At 71.6% G+C, this 16,434-nt stretch carries 12 protein-coding genes and 2 pseudogenes; 7 read left to right on the forward strand and 7 right to left on the reverse strand.

The annotated features are described in order from the left end of the window. Positions 1-74 precede the first annotated feature (74 nt). From ACIO3O_RS35040 to ACIO3O_RS35055, 4 genes are all read right to left on the reverse strand, one after another. Positions 75-1,277, reverse strand: a complete 1,203-nt coding sequence (locus tag ACIO3O_RS35040) for an ABC transporter permease (RefSeq protein WP_401752933.1) — start codon at positions 1,275-1,277, stop codon at positions 75-77. Then, the gene (locus ACIO3O_RS35045; protein ID WP_401752934.1) at positions 1,271-1,966 is read right to left on the reverse strand and encodes an ABC transporter ATP-binding protein; all 696 of its coding nucleotides are present in this window, start codon (positions 1,964-1,966) and stop codon (positions 1,271-1,273) included. Before ACIO3O_RS35045 ends, ACIO3O_RS35040 begins: the two co-directional genes overlap by 7 nt. 419 nt (positions 1,967-2,385) lie before the next feature. Beyond that, on the reverse strand, positions 2,386-3,468 hold the full coding sequence (locus ACIO3O_RS35050) for a peptidoglycan-binding protein (RefSeq protein ID WP_401752935.1): 1,083 nt from the start codon (positions 3,466-3,468) through the stop codon (positions 2,386-2,388). After that, a complete protein-coding gene (locus tag ACIO3O_RS35055; RefSeq protein WP_401752936.1) occupies positions 3,465-3,980 on the reverse strand; it encodes a hypothetical protein in 516 nt (171 codons plus the stop codon). Before ACIO3O_RS35055 ends, ACIO3O_RS35050 begins: the two co-directional genes overlap by 4 nt. 87 nt (positions 3,981-4,067) lie before the next feature. On the opposite strand from ACIO3O_RS35055, the gene ACIO3O_RS35060 reads away from it, so the two are divergent. The 3 genes from ACIO3O_RS35060 (at position 4,068) to ACIO3O_RS35070 (ending at position 7,900) form a co-directional block, all read left to right on the forward strand. Then, on the forward strand, positions 4,068-4,769 hold the full coding sequence (locus tag ACIO3O_RS35060) for a response regulator transcription factor (protein ID WP_401752937.1): 702 nt from the start codon (positions 4,068-4,070) through the stop codon (positions 4,767-4,769). A gap of 14 nt (positions 4,770-4,783) precedes the next feature. Continuing rightward, positions 4,784-5,953: an ATP-binding protein gene (locus tag ACIO3O_RS35065; RefSeq protein WP_401752938.1), complete on the forward strand. Its 1,170-nt coding sequence runs from the start codon at positions 4,784-4,786 to the stop codon at positions 5,951-5,953. Between the two features lie 192 nt (positions 5,954-6,145). After that, entirely contained in the window at positions 6,146-7,900 is a 1,755-nt protein-coding gene (locus ACIO3O_RS35070) for a beta-galactosidase family protein (protein WP_401752939.1), read from the forward strand. 68 nt (positions 7,901-7,968) lie between these two features. On the opposite strand, the gene ACIO3O_RS35075 is transcribed toward ACIO3O_RS35070, so the two are convergent. From ACIO3O_RS35075 to ACIO3O_RS35085, 3 genes and pseudogenes are all read right to left on the reverse strand, one after another. Continuing rightward, positions 7,969-9,150: an RICIN domain-containing protein gene (locus ACIO3O_RS35075; protein WP_401753021.1), complete on the reverse strand. Its 1,182-nt coding sequence runs from the start codon at positions 9,148-9,150 to the stop codon at positions 7,969-7,971. 3 nt (positions 9,151-9,153) lie between these two features. Beyond that, positions 9,154-9,822, reverse strand: a pseudogene (locus tag ACIO3O_RS35080) (glycoside hydrolase); the annotation flags it as partial. 36 nt (positions 9,823-9,858) lie between these two features. Beyond that, positions 9,859-11,301 (reverse strand): annotated as a pseudogene (locus ACIO3O_RS35085) (RICIN domain-containing protein); the annotation flags it as partial. A gap of 275 nt (positions 11,302-11,576) precedes the next feature. On the opposite strand from ACIO3O_RS35085, the gene ACIO3O_RS35090 reads away from it, so the two are divergent. The 4 genes from ACIO3O_RS35090 (at position 11,577) to ACIO3O_RS35105 (ending at position 16,394) form a co-directional block, all read left to right on the forward strand. Next, positions 11,577-12,563, forward strand: coding sequence for a LacI family DNA-binding transcriptional regulator (locus ACIO3O_RS35090; RefSeq protein ID WP_401753022.1), 987 nt, complete (start codon positions 11,577-11,579; stop codon positions 12,561-12,563). Between the two features lie 482 nt (positions 12,564-13,045). Continuing rightward, the gene (locus tag ACIO3O_RS35095) at positions 13,046-13,981 is read left to right on the forward strand and encodes a carbohydrate ABC transporter permease (protein ID WP_401752940.1); all 936 of its coding nucleotides are present in this window, start codon (positions 13,046-13,048) and stop codon (positions 13,979-13,981) included. Between the two features lie 2 nt (positions 13,982-13,983). Then, entirely contained in the window at positions 13,984-15,003 is a 1,020-nt protein-coding gene (locus ACIO3O_RS35100; RefSeq protein ID WP_401752941.1) for a carbohydrate ABC transporter permease, read from the forward strand. Positions 15,004-15,056: 53 nt separating this feature from the next. Beyond that, the gene (locus ACIO3O_RS35105; RefSeq protein WP_401752942.1) at positions 15,057-16,394 is read left to right on the forward strand and encodes an ABC transporter substrate-binding protein; all 1,338 of its coding nucleotides are present in this window, start codon (positions 15,057-15,059) and stop codon (positions 16,392-16,394) included. Positions 16,395-16,434 lie beyond the last annotated feature (40 nt).

Genomic DNA, 16,434 nt, shown 5'->3' on the forward strand with positions numbered 1-16,434 from the left:
CTGACAGTCCCGGCCCTCGTCACGTCGTACGGGATGTACGGGTCGTACGGGATCGGGACCGTCAGCCGCGGTCGTTACGAGGCGTGCAGGGCCAGCGTCGGGGACAGCCGGGCCGCGCGGACCGCCGGGTAGAGGCCCGCGACCGTGCCGATGGCGAGCGTCGCGGCGAATCCGCCGGAGACCGCCCAGGGCGGAACCACCCAGGGCAGGCCCGCCGTTCCGGCGTAGGCGGCGGTGGCGACCGCCCCCAGCGCCACGCCCGCGACGCCTCCCAGGCCCGACAGCAGCAGCGACTCCGTGACGAACTGGATGCGGATCTGCCCCTTCGTCGCGCCCAGCGCCCGGCGCAGGCCGATCTCGTGGCGGCGTTCCAGCACCGAGATGATCATGGTGTTGGCGACGCCCACCCCGCCGACGAGCAGGGCGACTCCGCCGAGCCCGAGGAGCAGGTTGGTGAACGCGCCCTCGGCGGCCGCCTTGGCCTGGAGGGCGTCGGCGGGGTTGCTGACGGCGACGAGTTCCGGGTGCTCGGGGTTGATCGTCCCGCCCAGCGCCTTGCGCACGGCGTTCACGGACGCGTCGGTGGAGCGTTCGTACAGCGCGGTGGGATGGCCGTCGAAGCCGAGCTTCTGCTGGGCGTACTCCCAGCCGATCAGCGCGGAACGCTCCACGTCGGGGGCGAGCGGGACCTTGTCGAGGATGCCGATGACGGTGAAGTACGTGTCACCGATGAGGACTTGGCCGCCGGGTTTGCCGATGCCCAGGCGTTCGGCCGCGACATGGCCGAGGACCACCGACGGGTAGCGTCCGTTCGCGGAATTGAGCCAGGTCCCGTCGCGGATCCGGCCGCGCAGGACGTCGAGGAGGTCTCCGGTGGTGGCCTTGAGGGCGATGCCGTTGGTGTCCTCGGGCGGGGTCAGCTCGCTGCGGTAGACGGGCTGGTCGAGGTCACCGGTGGCGGCGGTGTGCTCGACGCCGGGGATGCGGGCGGCGGTCGCGACGGAGTCACGGGGCAGCCGTACGTCCTGCCCGGGAATGATCGACTGGCCGGGTCCCGCCTTGAGGAGGTTGGTCCCGAGGCGGTCCAGCTGGTCCATCAACTGGGCCTTGCTGGAGGCGGAGATGCCGACGACCGCGATCATCGTGGCGATGCCGATCGCGATGCCGAGGGCGGACAGCAGGACCCTCAGCGGCCGCCCGCGCAGCCCGGCGGAACCGGTGTGCAGGACGTCGCGGGGGCGGAGCCGGGCGGGGGCGAGTGCGGGCCGCGTCAGCATGCGGACACCCCGGCCTTCGCGTCGGCCGTACGCACCGTGTCGGCGACCACGCGCCCGTCCCGGATGCGGACCTGCCGGGGCAGGCTGTCGGCGATCTCGGTGTCGTGGGTGATGACCGCGATGGTCGCGCCGTCCGCGTTCAGGTCGTGCAGCAGCCGCATCACCGCCTCGCCGGACGCGGTGTCCAGTGCACCCGTCGGCTCGTCGGCGAGCAGCAGGTCGGGGGCGCCGACGACCGCGCGGGCGATGGCCACCCGCTGCTTCTGGCCGCCGGACAGCTGGTGCGGCCGGTGGTCCATCCGGTCGGCGAGCCCCACCCGCTCCAGCGCTTCCGCCGCCATCCTGCGGCGTACGGAGCGGGGTCGGCCGGTGTAGAGCAGTCCGTCGGCCACGTTGTCCCGGGCGGTGGCGCCGGGGGCGAGGTGGAAGGCCTGGAAGACGAACCCGATGTGCTGGGCCCGCAGGGCGGACAGCCGCCGGTCGCCGAGGCTCGCCACGTCGTGCCCGGCGAGGTGCACCGCCCCGGAGGTGGGCCGGTCCAGGGTGCCGACGATGTGCAGCAGCGTGGACTTGCCCGACCCGGACGGCCCGACGATGGCGAGCAGTTCGCCCCGCTCGATGCCGAGGTCGATCCCGGCGAGGGCCTGCACGCCGCCCGGGTACTCCTTGGTGACTCCCCGAAGCTCCACTACGGTGTCCGGCCCCCGCCGAGTACCCGCCCCACCGGTGTCGCACGCGCTCCCATCGGGCGTCCCCGCGCTGGGCACTCCGATTCCGGGCGCGCCAGTGCCGGGCGCTCCGGTCCCGGGCGCTCCGGTGCCGGTGCCGCTGCCGGGTGCTCCCGTGCTGGTGCCGGGCATTCTGGCGCCCGTGCCTGCCTCCGCGCCCGCAACTGACACACCGGTGCCGGTGCCTGCGTCCGGGGCTCCAGCGCCGGTGCCAGTGCCTGCGCCCGCGCCCGCGCCGGACGCACCGACACCGGTGGCTGCGCCTGCGCCGAACACGCCAGTTCCATTTCCCGCACCGGTGCCGGTGCCGGACACCCCCGTACCGTCTCCTGCGCCAGCACCCGCACCCGCACCCGCACCCGCACCCGCCTCGAACGTACTCATATGCGCGGCACCCCCACCCTCGTACCCTCGCTCAAGCCACCACCCGTGACCTCCACCCGGCCGCCGCCGAACAGGCCCAGGCCGACCTTCGCCTCGCGAACCGCTCCGTTCGCCACGACCTGGACGCCGAAGCCGCCGTCCGGGAGGGCGAGGAGGGCGTTCACCGGGACCGTGAGCACGCCCTTCTTCGTCTCGCCCGTGATCCTGACGGTCACCGGCGCCTGGTCCAGGCCCTTCGCCCGGTCCGGGTCGTCGAAGGCGACGGTCACCGTGATCTTGGGCTTGGCGTCCTGTTCCTGGCCGCCCTGCGGGTCCTTCGGCGGGTCCACCGTCGTGCCCACGGAGCGAATCCGGCCCCCGGCCGTGCCCCCGCCGGGCAGTTCCACGGTCACCCGCGCCCCCTCCGCGACCCCGCCCGCCTTGGCGACGTCCAGTTTGATCGTCACGATGCGGTCCGAGCCCGTGGTGGTCAGCACGTGCCCGCCGGGCGCGAGCCGGTCGCCGAGCGCGGCCGCCGCCGACTTCACCCGCTGCGCGCCCGGCGCGAAGGCGATCTCCCCCGCCCCGACCCTGCCGGTCTGCCGCACCCCGTGCTTGCGCTGCCAGCGCCTGACGGCCTCGGTGGTGCCGGGCGTGAACTTCTCGTCGACGGTGAGCCCGGTCCCGTACCCCATGGCCTGGAGGTTCGCCTTGAGCTGGCGTACGTCACGGCCCTTGTCGCCCTGTTTGAGGTCCCGGTACATGGGTTCCTGGCCGTACAGGAGGCGCACCGGTGAGCCGTTGACCTGGTAGAGGACCCCGTCGCGGGCGATCGTGGAGCCGGTGGCGGCCAGGGAGGTGAGGACGCCCGACGCGGCCGTGCTGATCTTGCGTTCGCCGTCGTAGCCGATGGTGCCGTGGGTCTGGCTGCTGGTGCTGAGGGAGCCGCGTTCGACGGCGGCGGTGGCGGGCGGCAGTCCGGTGGACTCCTCCCGGCCCGCCGCGTCGGCGCTCCCGTCGCCGAGCACGGTCACCGCCGCCGTGCCGCCGCCCGCGACGAGGAGCAGGGCGAGGGCGATGCCCAGGGTCTTGCGGGTCACTGGGGGTTCCCCTCGGCGTCGAGGTTCATCGCGTCGGTGAGGATCTTGTTGCACTTGCCGTGCGCCTTGTCGAAGCCGGGTTGGCCGACCATCTCGGGCGTGCCGAGCGCCTCCCCCTCCTGTTTCGGGTCGGGGATGTCGAAACCCTCGCCGCGCATGCAGCGCGCGTACTTCACCATGGCGTCGAGCCCGGCGCTCTTCCCCTTGCTGAACGCCTGGCTGTCGCCCTTGTTGCACGCGGTCATCGCGGCCTGGAGCTTCTCCGGGTCCTGGCCCTCGCCCAGCTGGACGGTCTCGCCCGGCTTCGACTCGGGCACCTCGATGCCGTGCTTCTTCATGCACGAGCGGAATTTCACGGCGGCGTCGGCGGCGGCCCCCTCGCCGGTGCCGTTGTCCCCCTGGGCGGCGGTCTCCGGCTGCGAGCAGGCGGTCGCGACCAGGGCGAGCGCCGCCACCGCGAGGGCCAGCGCGGGGCGTCGGGTACGGATGCTGCGTGAGCTGAGTGAGGTCATGCCGGGAGCGTGGCGCAGACCCGTGTTTCGTTTCCCTCTGCGCGGTGCTTACAAAGACGAAAGGTCCCGATGACGTAGACAGGGAGCATGCGCGTACTGGTGGTGGAGGACGAGGAATTCCTCGCGGAGATGATCGCCGAGGGGCTTCGCCGGGACTCCCTCGCCGTGGACGTGGCGCACGACGGCCTCGAAGCCCTGCGCAAGCTGGAGCTGGGCGCGTACGACGTCCTGGTGCTGGACCGCGACCTGCCCGGCCTGCACGGCGACGAGGTCTGCCGCCGGGTCGTACGGCAGGGCCTGCTCACCCGCATCCTCATGCTCACCGCCTCCGGCGCACTGCACGAGCGGGTCGAGGGGCTCGGGCTGGGCGCCGACGACTACCTCACCAAGCCCTTCGCGTACGACGAACTGCTCGCCCGCATCCTGGCCCTCGGCCGCCGCGCCCGGCCCGCCCTGCCCCCGGTGATCGAACGGGCGGGCCTGACCCTGGACACGGCCCGCCGCAGGGCCCGCCGGAACGGCCTGCCGCTGGACCTGTCCCGCAAGGAGTTCGCCGTACTGGAGACCCTGATGCGGGCCGACGGCGCGGTGGTCAGCGGCGACGAGCTGATCGAGCAGGTCTGGGAGGAGGACACCAGCTACCGCACCAACGCGGTCCGCGTCACGCTGAGCAAACTGCGCGCCAAACTGGGGGACCCGCCGGTCGTGGAGACGGTGTCCGGCGCGGGCTACCGCATCGCCGACGACCCCACGGACACCACCGGCACGGCAGACGGGTCCCGCGCATGAGGTCCCCGGGCGCCATGACCGGCGAGCGGACCCGGCTCACCGCCCTGTACGCCGCCCTCCTCGTCCTCTCCGGGGCGACCCTCATCGGCGTCGTCTACCTGCTCGTCCGGCAGGGCATCAACGGGCAGATCGGCAAGGCCGTCACCCAGGTGATCTCCGCGTCCGACGCGGCCGCGTACCGTCCGGGGCACGCCGTCCCGATGTTCCCGGCGAACCCCCAGCAGCCGGGCGACACGTCCGTCCTCTCCCCCGACCAGTTCGTCAACTCCGCCGCCCAGGCCGCTCTCGGGCGGCTGCTGACCGTCTCCCTCCTCACCCTCGTCGCGTTCGTGCTGCTCTCCGTGGTGCTCGCCTGGTGGCTCGCGGGCCGGGTGCTGCGCCCCGTCGACGTGATCACCGAGACCGCCCGCCGCCTGTCCGGCAGCAACCTGGACCGGCGCATCGCCCTCGACGCCCCGCCCGGCGAGCTCAAGCGCCTCGCCGACACCTTCGACGCGATGCTCGGCCGCATCGAGCAACTGGTCACCGCCCAGAGCCGCTTCGCCGCCAACGCGGCCCACGAGCTGCGCACCCCGCTCGCCCTCCAGCGGGCCGCCGCCGAGATCGGCCTCGCGGGCGAACCCGACGCCGAGCGCGTCCGGGCCATCCGGCAGAAGCTGATCGAGCTGAGCGACGACAGTGCGCGGACCATCGAGGGCCTCCTCACCCTGGCCCGCGCCGAACAGGGTCTCGACGCCCCCGAACCCGTCGCCCTGCACGCCCTCGCCGCCGCCGCAGCCCTTGCCGCCGAGACCGAGGCCGAGGAGCGGGGCATCGCGCTCGCCCTCGACCTGCGCCCCCTCCCGGTCGACGGCGATCCCGTCCTCCTGACCCGTCTGCTCCACAACCTCCTCGCCAACGCCCTGCGCTACAACCACCGCGACGGCGAGGTCACGCTCTCCACCGCCCCGGACGGCACCCTGACGGTCTCCAACACCGGGCCCGAGGTCCCCGCCGCATCCGTTCCCCGCCTCTTCGAGCCGTTCCACCGCCTCCAGCCGCGCCGCCACTCCCCCACCGAGGGCGTCGGCCTCGGCCTGGCGCTGGTGGCCTCGATCGCGCGGGCGCACGGCGCACGCCTCGCCGCCGAGGCGAACCCCGGCGGCGGCCTGACGGTCCGTGTGATGTTTCACGTGAAACACTGATACGTCCGGATCTCTCTCCGCAGCTCACCCGCAGCCGCACACCCCTCACTCGACCACCCTCCGCCCGGTCGACCTCCTCCCATGCTTGCCATCCTCCCTGTGTTTACGTAAACATACGACGGTGGGCGGCAATCCCCCACTGGCACACGCCACTTCGCCGGACGGCACCCCTCAGCACAGGAGCCCCAGCACATGCCCGTACTCCAGACCGACGACGCCGGTGGGTTCCGACTCGACGGCGAACCCTTCCGGATGCTCTCCGGCGGACTGCACTACTTCCGCGTGCACCCCCAGCAGTGGGCCGACCGCCTGCGCAAGGCACGGCTGATGGGGCTCAACACCGTGGAGACGTACGTCCCCTGGAACCTGCACCAGCCCCGGCCCGACCGGTTCCGGATGGACGGGGACGTCGACCTGCCCGCCTTCCTCGACCTCGCCGCCGCCGAGGGCCTGCACGTCCTGCTGCGCCCCGGGCCGTACATCTGCGCGGAATGGGAGGGCGGCGGACTGCCGTCCTGGCTGCTCGAACAGCCGGACATACGCCTGCGCACCCGCGACCCGCGCTTCCTGGCCGCCGTGGACGACTACTTCACCCAGCTCCTCACCCCGCTGCTGCCGTACCTGGCCACCCGCGGCGGCCCGGTCCTCGCCGTACAGGTGGAGAACGAGTACGGGGCGTACGGCGACGACACCGCCTACCTGGAGCACCTGGCCGGGACCCTGCGCGAACTGGGCGTGGACGTGCCCCTGTTCACCTGCGACCAGCCCGCCGACCTGGCGCGCGGGGCGCTGCCCGGTGTTCTCGCGACGGCCAACTTCGGCAGCCGGTCGACGGCGAACCTCGCCGCGCTGCGCGCGCACCAGCCGTACGGTCCGCTGCTGTCCACGGAGTTCTGGATCGGTTGGTTCGACCGGTGGGGCGGCTACCACATCGTCCGCGACCCCGACGACGCCGCGCGCGAGCTGGACGAACTCCTCGGCGCGGGGGCCTCGGTCAACTTCTACATGTTCCACGGCGGCACCAACTTCGGCTTCACCAACGGCGCCAACGACAAGCACACCTACCGGCCGACGGTCACCTCGTACGACTACGACGCCCCGCTCGACGAGGCGGGCGACCCGACGCCGAAGTTCACCGCCTTCCGGGAGGTCATCGCCAAGTACGCGCCGGTGCCCGACGAACCGGTGCCCGCGCCCGCACCGAAGCTGGCGGTCGAGGGGGTGGCGCTCGGCGAGAGCGCGGCGCTGCTGGAGCAGGCCGACGTGCTCGGCGAGGGCGTGCCGTCCGAACGGCCGCTGGCCATGGAGCAGTTGACGCAGGACTTCGGGTTCGTGCTGTACGAGACGGTGCTGCGGACGGCGGGTCCGGCGCTGCTGGAGCTTCCTGACGTACGCGACCGGGCCCAGGTCTTCCTCGACGGGCAGCCGGTGGGCGTGCTGGAGCGGGAGAACCACGAACACGCCCTCGCGTTCACCGTCCCCCGGACGGGCAGCGTGCTGCGGGTGCTGGTGGAGAACCAGGGGCGGGTCAACTACGGGCCCGGCATCCACGACCGCAAGGGGCTCCCCGGCGGTGCCTTCCTCAACGGCGGGGAGCTGCTGGGCTGGACCAGCCGCCCGCTCCCGCTGACCTCGTTCGACGGCCTGGACTTCGCCCCGACGACCGCGCCGCCGGTCGGCCCGGCCCTCCACCGGGGCACGTTCGCGCTCGACCGGATCGCGGACACGTATCTGCACCTGGACGGCTGGACCAAGGGCAACGCCTGGGTGAACGGGTTCGCGCTGGGCCGCCACTGGTCACGGGGGCCGCAGCGGTCGCTGTACGTACCGTGGCCGGTGCTGCGCGAGGGGGACAACGAGGTGGTCGTCCTCGAACTGCACGCCGCCCCGCGGGACCGGACGGTGTCCTTCCGGGAGCGGCCGGACCTCGGGCCGACGGACGAGTGAGCACGCGACCGGCCGGGTGCCCTCCGCGTGGCGGGGCACCCGGCCGGTCGGGCCGGTCCGGACGGACCTCAGCCGGTCGCCCCGGGCAGCGTCCAGGACTGGTTGCTTCCGGTGGTAGGCCGGTAGACGCCCACCGCCGCGCCGTCATGGGTGGCTTCGTCCATGACGTCGAGGAGCTTTCCGGTGGCGCGGTTCACCAGGGTGGTGTGACCGTCGCCGGTGGTGGAGCGCATCCACTGCTGGGCGGTGGAGCCGTTGGGCGTGGCGAGGCTGAGCGTGTCGCCGGACGCGGACAGGGCCCTGCCGGTCTTGGTGTTGGTGATCCGGTAGGCGGCGGTGTGGCTCCAGTCGCCCGGGGCCGCCGGGGTGAAGGTCCACTGCTGGGCGGTGTCGGCCGGGTTGACCGCGCGCTGGACGGGGGCCGTGGTGCCGTCGGCGGTGACGGCCGACAGGGCCAGCTTGCTGTGGTCGTTGACGATCCGGCGCGGGGCGCCGGTGGGTGTGGTGGCGGCACGGGGGTTCACCCCGGTCGCCTGCGGGAGGACGAAGGTGGTGACGGAGCCCGGGGCGACGGTCGCCTTCAGGGTCGTGCCGGTGAGCTTCAGGTCGGTATCCCGCTGGAGGTCGCGGGTGCCGTCGGTGACGTGCCGCTGCACGGCGCCGGTGCCCACCTTGCCGAAGCCGGACAGGTCGAGGCTGATGTTCCGGGCCTTGTCGGTGGTGTTGGTGTGGACGACGACCGTGCCCGTGCCGCTCGGGCGCAGCGCGGCGAAGGTGTCGGCGTCGTCGGTGGTGATGACGCGGGCGCCGGGGCGCACGAAGCGGCTGTAGTTCGCCATCGCCCAGTACTTCTTGTTCTTGCGCAGGGGTTCGGTGGCGGCGTTGTCGGGGGTGAAGTCGGTCTGGACGAGGCCCCAGTTGGAGTTCTCCCGGCCGGGGGTCATGTTCTCGTAGTCCTCGACGGCCTGCCACAACACCCAGGCGCTGGGCTCCAGTTCGCGGATGTCGTCGTTGATGCGGCGGGTCAGGTCGAAGGCGGGGCTCATGTCGGTGAAGCTCTGCGGGACGCTGCCGCCGAGGTCGACCTCCGACATCCACAGCCGGGTGGCCTCGCCCTTGGCGATGTCGCGGACGCCGGTGCGGCCGCCGGTGCCGTACGTGTGCGCGTTGAGCTGGCCCACCGCGTCACGGACGCCGCTCGCGTAACTGTCCCAGTTCTTGCGGAACGTGTTCGGGTTGGTCTCGTCCATGGCGGCGATCGGGGTGCGCAGGCCCTGGGCGTTCAGGGTGGAGCGCAGGGTGGTGATCATGCGGGCCTGGGAGGCGGGGTCCCAGTGCGAGCCCTCCTGGCGGCCGCCGGCCTTCCAGTAGTCGGTGTTGGGTTCGTTGACCGGGGAGAGCGAGCCGAAGGTGACGCCGGTGGCCTTCTGCACGCGCTGGACGGCGCCGCTGAGGTAGGCGGCGAAGTTCGCGTACTGGTCGGGGCGGAGGTTGTCCTCCCCGGCGACGTTCGCGCCGGAGACCTTGCCGCTGCGGGTCATGAAGTACGGGGCGGAGTTGGAGAAGGCCTCGAAGGTGGTGGCTCCGCGTGCCTTGGCGGCCTTCAGCCACCACTGCTGGTTGGCGTCCGCGGTGACGTTCCAGTGCGCGGGGTTGGCCGGGTTCCACCAGTTGGGGGTCTCGGCACCGGGGCGCTTCCACAGGCCCGGTACGGCTCCTCCGGCGCGCATGTAGGGCGGGGTCTCGGGGCTGTCGCCGCCGCCGATGTTGTAGCGGGCGACGGTGAAGCCGAGGCCGTCGGCCCCGTACAGCGCGTCGGCGAGGCGCTTGCGCTGGGCGTCCGGCCAGCCGCCGGTGACGTTGGCGAACCAGGCGAGGGCGGTGCCCCAGCCCTGGAACGGTGCCTGCTGGTAGCTGGGGTCGAGGTGGACGGTGCGGGCGTCCGGGAGGGTCTGCGGGGTGCCGCGCCGCCACTGCTGGTTCGTCCCGGCGTTGCAGGTCCACTGCACCAGCGGGGCGCCGTCGGTGCGTGACTGGTTCAGCACATCCAGGCACTTGTCCCGGTTGACGAGTTTGATGCCGTCCCCGGAGGCGCTCGCGGTCCACCGCTGGGCCGCTCCGCCGTCGCAGGTGCGCTGGACGATCTCCGCGCCGTCCGCCGTCGACCCGTCCTTGGGGGTGAGGCACTTGCCGCTGTTGCGGGCCACGATCTGCGACTGGCCGCCACTGAGGCCCTTCAGCCAGAACTCCTGGTTGAAGCTCCTGTTCCCGCAGGTCCACTGCACCACGGCGGCGCCCTCCGCGGTCGAGCGGTCGGCGACGTCGGCGCACTTGCCGCTGTGCGCGGCGGACAGGGGCTGCCAGTCGCCCGCGCCGGACACGGTGCCCGCGGCCGCGTCGATCGTCAGCTCGGGGTAGAAGTCCATGGTCATCGTCGTACGGGTGGGGAAGGCGAGCGGGGCCCACACGTACTGCGAGTCGTTGACCGTGCCGCCGATGGAGTTGCCCCAGCGGTCCCCCAGGTACAGGTACGAGGTGCCCTTGCTGCCCTGCACGGGGAGCACGTACGCGGTCTGCGAGCCGTAGGTGGTGTCGTCGCCGATGTCGGTGAGGCCGCTCCACTCGCCGGTGACGCTGGTGGCGGTCCCGTACTTCTGCTGGTTCGGCGACCAGCCGGTGGCCCCGGACGTCAGCAGGAAGTACACGCCGTCGCGCACGAACATCGCGGGCGCCTCGCGCGACTGACCGGCCCACAGCTTCTGCACCTGGGACTCGATGTCGGTGTAGTCGGCGGTCAGCCGGTAGACGTGCAGGTCACGGTTCTCGTTGGCGGCGGAGATCATGTAGCCGGTGCCGTCGGTGTCGACGAAGGTGGTGATGTCGCGGGACATGTGCCCCAGCGGGCGGAAGCTCCGCTTCCAGGTGTAGTCGCCGTCCACGGTGTCGACGACGGCGACCGCCGCGCGGGCCTCGCCGTAGTCGCCGGCGTTCTCCTTGTGCATCCACATCACGAACTTCCCAGTGGCCTTGTTGAACATGACCTTGGGGCGCTCGATGTTCGCGGAGGCGAGTTCCGGATCGGTGGCCTGGGTGAGGACGTGCTTGCGGAACTCCCAGGTCTTCAGGTCCTTGGAGCGGTACGCGGAGACGTAGCGGAAGGTGTTGTCGGCGTTGCGGTTCTCGCCGAACCAGTAGTAGTAGCCGCCGACTTGGACGACGCCGCCGCCGTGTGCGTGCACGGGTTCGCCCTGCGGGTCCTTGAACTGGGTGGCGTTGGTGAGGGTGACGGGGGCCGCCTGGGCGGTACCGGGGATGCCCAGGAGTGTCAGGAGGAGCGCGGCCAGAAGGGCGGCGCAGAGCGCGTTGGCCGGAAATGTTCGTCGTATCGCGTACCCGTGCATCACGTACCTCTCGTGGGGGTGCACACCGTGTCGGTAACGGCGCGAATACGGCCGAATGATGTTTGCGTAAACACCTGTGCCCTGGAGAGATTGGGAGACCCCCGGGTGGCCTGTCAAGGCTCCGCACAAGAACTCTCATCGGTTTGACCGCCGCAGGTGGTTGCGTCAACATGCGACCTCGGGCGACTTCAGGTGCAAGGGACGGGCGCATGACAGACAAGGCGGAGAAGAAGGCCAGATCGCCTCGTTCGCGGCCGGCCAGGCAGTGGCCCTCGATGGCGGACGTCGCGGCGCTCGCGGGGGTCTCCTCGCAGACCGTCTCCCGCGTCTCCAACAACCGTACGAACGTGGACGCGGCCACCCGGGAGAAGGTCCTGGCCGCGATGAAGACCCTCGGCTACCGGCCCAACACGGCGGCCCGCGCCCTGGTCACCGGCCGCTTCGGCGCGATCGGCGTGATCAGCTTCGACGTCGGCGCGCACGGCAACGCCCGCACGCTCGGTGCCATCGCGGACGCCGCGCGGGAGGCCGGTTTCTCCATCAACTTCATGGGCGTACGGGCGCAGACCGAGGCGGCGGTGCAGGAGGCCTTCCAGCATCTGATGCTCCAGTCCGTGGACGGCATCGTGCTGGTCGAGTCCCAGATGCTGGACACCACGTCCCTGCACCTGCCGCCGTCGATGCCGGTGGTCGTCGCGGACGGCGACGCCGGACACGCGTACGCCAACGTGGACTTCGACCAGGCGCTCGGCGCGCACAGCGCGGTCACCCACCTGCTGGGCCTCGGCCACCGCACGGTCTGGCACCTGGCCGGGCCCCGCGACTCCTTCGCCTCCCGCCGCCGCACGGAGTCCTGGCGTACGACGCTGGAGGCGGCCGGCGCCCCCGTGCCCGAGGTGGTGCACGGCGACTGGAGTGCGGAGTCCGGCTACCGGGTGGGCCAGGAGCTGGCCGCCCGCGCCGAGGTGACGGCGGTGTTCACCGCCAACGACCAGATGGCGCTCGGCCTGATGCGGGCGCTGCACGAGGCGGGCCGCGCAGTGCCGCGCGACGTCAGCGTGACGGGCTTCGACGACATGGCGGAAGCCGCCTTCTTCCAGCCGCCGTTGACGACGGTGCGGCAGGACTTCGACCTGGTGGGCAGGCACTGCGTACGGCTGCTGCTCGACCAGATCGAGGGCAAGTCGGACGGGCCGCGCCGGATGGCCGTGGAACCGGCGCTGGTCGTCCGGGGCAGCACGGCGTCACCCGCGCGCGGCTGATCACCCCCGGGGCCGGGGGCGGGGCACACCCGGGGGCCGGGGCCGCGACCGGGGCACACCCGGGGGGCCGGGATCGCCTCCGCCCCCCCTCCCGGCGGCCCCGAGCAGGGCGAACGCCCTCCCACCGCACCCCCACCCGCCGCAGGGCCGGAGCCTCGCGCCCGCCCGCGGCGGCGTCGGCGATCGGCGCCGCACCCGCGTCCACGCCCACGTCCGGGCCCGCGTCCGCACCCGGGCCCCGTCCGGCTCCCCGAACGCCGAACCGACCGAGTCGCCCGATACCTCCCGACTCCCGCACCACCAAGCCGAGTTCAGACGCTTGACGGTCACCCATGGGAGTGTCACCATCTCGCTACCGATGATTACGTAAACATGAACTCGTCGGCCCGCCCCGAACCGGCCGTTTCCGGCCAGTGGGCCCCTCCCTCCGCTCCACCATCGACGCCATCGACCGGTCGGTCCATCGACTCAAGGAACCCACCATGACGCTCCTGCCGACGTCAGTCAGGGCAGCATCACCACCCTCCGCCCCGGCTCCCCGGGCACGCCCCCGCTTTCGCAGGCAGTCGCTGGCAGGGTGGGGCTTCCTCGGCCCGTTCGTCGCGGTGTTCGCCCTGGTCTTCCTCGCACCGATCGGCTACGCCCTCTACCTCAGCTTCTTCAAGGACAAGCTGATCGGCGGCACGTCCTTCGTGGGGGTCGAGAACTACACGCAGGCCCTGACCGATCCCCGGTTCTGGGAGGGCGTGGGCCGGGTCGGGCTGTTCCTGGCGGTGCAGGTGCCGGTGATGCTCGGCATCGCGCTGCTGGTGGCGCTGGCGGTGGACAGCGGCCGGCTGTACGGGAAGGCGTTCTTCCGGATCTCCGTCTTCCTGCCGTACGCCGTGCCCGCCGTGGTGGCCAGCCTGATGTGGGGGTTCATCTACGGAACCCGGTTCGGCCTGGTCGGCAACATCAACGACGCGTTCGGCATCACCCTGCCCGACCCGCTCTCCCCCTCCCTCGTGCTCGCCTCCATCGGCAACATCGTGACCTGGGAGTTCGTCGGCTACAACATGCTGATCTTCTACTCGGCCCTCAAGGTCGTGCCCCGTTCGCTGTACGAGGCGGCCGCCCTCGACGGGGCGGGCGAGTGGCGGATCGTGACCTCCGTGAAGCTCCCCGCGATCCGGGGCGCGCTGGTCATCGCCACCATCTTCTCGATCATCGGCAGCTTCCAGCTCTTCAACGAGCCGAGCATCCTGCAGAAGCTCGCGCCGAACTCGATCACCACCGACTTCGTCCCGAACCTCTACACCTACTCGCTGTCCTTCTCCGGCCAGCAGCACAACTACGCCGCGACGGTGGCGATCGTCATGGGCGTGATCACCGCGATCGTCGCCTACACCGTGCAGCTGCGCGGCATGCGGAAGGGCTGACCATGAGCACCACCGACCTCCCCGGCGCCTCCCGGCCCACGGACCGCCGCGGCGGCACCTCGGAAAGGGCCGCATCCGCCCCGTACCGTACGGAAAAGCCTTCCGGAACCCGTACGGCCGGGCCTTCCGGCAGCGCGGTGCGCACCGCACGTCGGCGTCGGCCGCCGAGCACCCCGCTCAACCCGCGTCCCAGCATCCCGCTGACCCTGGTGACCGGGCTGGTCCTGGTCTACTCGCTGCTGCCGCTGGTGTGGCTGCTGATCAACTCGACGAAGGACCAGCGGGACCTGCTGGACACCTTCGGCCTGTGGTTCGGCCGGGGCTTCCACCTCTTCGACAACATCTCGCGCACCCTGGCCTACGACGACGGCGCGTTCGTGCGCTGGCTGCTGAACACGCTGCTGTACGTGGTCGTGGGCGGCGGCGGCGCGACCGTGCTGGCCGTGCTCGGCGGGTACGCGCTGGCCAAGTACCGGTTCCCCGGCCGCCGGGCGGTGTTCGCGGTGGTGCTCGGCGCGGTCGCGATCCCGGGGACGGCGCTGGCGGTGCCGACCTTCCTGATGTTCAGCGAGATGGGCCTGACCAACACCCCGTGGGCGGTGATCATCCCGTCGCTGATCTCGCCGTTCGGCCTGTATCTGATGTGGGTGTTCGCCGCCGAGTCCGTTCCCGACGAGCTCCTCGAAGCCGCCCGTATCGACGGTTCCGGCGAGATCCGCACCTTCTTCAGGATCGCGCTGCCGCTCTTGATGCCGGGCACCGTCACCGTGCTGCTCTTCTCCATGGTGGCGACCTGGAACAACTACTTCCTGCCGCTGATCATGATCAAGGACCCGGAGTGGTTCCCCCTCACCCTCGGCCTCAATGCCTGGAACGCGCAGGCGCAGACCGCGGGCGGCGAGGCGGTGTTCGACCTGATCGTCACGGGTTCGCTGCTCACCATCATTCCGATCGTCGTGGTCTTCCTGCTGCTCCAGCGGTACTGGCAGTCCGGCCTGGCCGCGGGGAGCGTCAAGGAATGACGCCGTTCCGCCCCTCCCTCCCCTTCCTCCCCTCCCTCTCCAGGAGCACCCTGATGACGACCCCCCGCCGTTCCCGGCGCATCGCCGCCGCCACGGCCGCCGTCTGCGCCCTCGCCCTGGGCGCGACCGCCTGCGGCTCCTCCGACACCTCCGCCGGGTCGAGCCCGGGGGACGTGAAGTCCGCGCTGGAGAAGGGCGGCACGGTGAAGGTGTGGGCCTGGGAGCCGACGCTGAAGAAGGCGGCGGCCGACTTCGAGAAGAAGTACCCGAAGGTCACCATCGAGCTGGTCAACGCGGGCACCGGCGACAAGCAGTACACCGCCCTCCAGAACGCGGCCTCCGCGGGCTCCGGCGGCCCGGACGTCGCGCAGATCGAGTACTACGCGCTCGGCCAGTTCACCATCGGCAAGACCGTCACCGACCTCGCCCCCTACGGCGCCTCCCAGCACGACAAGGCGTTCACCAAGGGCCCGTGGGCCGCGGTGGCGAAGGACAAGTCCGTCTTCGCGATGCCCATGGACTCCGGCCCGATGGCGCTGTTCTACAACAAGAAGGTCTTCGACCAGCACAAGATCGCGATCCCGACCACCTGGGACGAGTACGTCGAGGCCGCCCGCGCCCTGCACAAGGCCGACCCCAAGCTGTTCATCACCAACGACACCGGCGACGCGGGCGCCACCACCAGCCTCATCTGGCAGGCCGGCGGCCGTCCGTACAAGGCCGAGAACACCGACGTGAAGATCGGCTTCGACAGCGACGCCGGGACGAAGAAGTACACCGCCACCTGGCAGAAGCTGCTCGACGAGAAGCTTCTCGCGCCCATCACCTCGTGGAGCGACGAGTGGTACAAGGGCCTGTCCGACGGCAGCATCGCCACCCTCTCCATCGGCGCCTGGATGCCCGCCAACTTCACCACCGGCGCGGCCTCGGCGGCCGGTGACTGGCGGGTGGCCCCGCTGCCGCAGTGGACGAAGGGCAGCAAGGACAGCGCCGAGAACGGCGGCAGCTCGCTGGCCGTCCCGAAGGACGCGAAGAACAAGGAACTCGCGTACGCCTTCATCGAGTACGCGACCACCGGCGCCGGAGCCTCGGCCCGGGTCGCGGAGGGCGCCTTCCCGGCGACCACGGCCGACCTGGACTCGCAGAAGTTCCAGGAGACGAAGTTCCCGTACTTCGGCGGGCAGCAGGCCAACAAGATCTTCGCCGACTCGGCGCGCAACGTGGGCACCGGCTGGTCGTACCTGCCCTACCAGGCGTACGCGAACTCGGTCTTCAACGACACCGTCGGCAAGGCGTACGTCTCCGCGACGCCGCTGGCGCAGGGGCTCGCCGCGTGGCAGCAGGCGAGCGTCAAGTACGGCAACGAGCAGGGCTTCAGCGTCAACAAGTAGCCGCACCTCCTTGGCAGGGGCTCAGGCGGAAGGCAGTCGG

This window comes from Streptomyces sp. NPDC087440 (assembly GCF_044744005.1).
GTDB lineage: Bacteria > Actinomycetota > Actinomycetes > Streptomycetales > Streptomycetaceae > Streptomyces.